Source organism: Curtobacterium sp. USHLN213 (assembly GCF_037144815.1).
In the GTDB taxonomy this organism is placed as follows: domain Bacteria; phylum Actinomycetota; class Actinomycetes; order Actinomycetales; family Microbacteriaceae; genus Curtobacterium.
This window is the reverse complement of sequence record NZ_JBBCYQ010000031.1, coordinates 1-456: the sequence shown is the minus strand read 5'-3', so window position 1 is coordinate 456 and position 456 is coordinate 1. Positions and strand designations below refer to the sequence as shown.

Here is a 456-nt window from a genome sequence, read left to right as displayed (position 1 = left end):
GGGTCGAGTGGGGAGTGCGTCTGGTCCTTGAGAACTCAACAGCGTGCACATTGTCAATGCCAATTTATTGACCCCGTGACTCATCAGCTTGCTGGTGGGTTCGGAGACAATTCCTTTTGGATTGAAGATTGTCAGTAGACAGTCAACAGTCAGAATCAACTCGCTGACATCTTCGGGTGTTGGTTGTAATTTTTTACGGAGAGTTTGATCCTGGCTCAGGACGAACGCTGGCGGCGTGCTTAACACATGCAAGTCGAACGATGATGCCCAGCTTGCTGGGTGGATTAGTGGCGAACGGGTGAGTAACACGTGAGTAACCTGCCCCTGACTCTGGGATAAGCGTTGGAAACGACGTCTAATACTGGATATGACTGCCGGCCGCATGGTCTGGTGGTGGAAAGATTTTTTGGTTGGGGATGGACTCGCGGCCTATCAGCTTGTTGGTGAGGTAATGGC

At 51.3% G+C, this 456-nt stretch carries 1 rRNA gene; it reads left to right on the top strand.

Annotated elements, in window-relative coordinates:
- Window positions 1–192 precede the first annotated feature (192 nt).
- A 16S ribosomal RNA gene (locus WFH25_RS19285) occupies window positions 193–456 on the top strand; the annotation flags it as partial.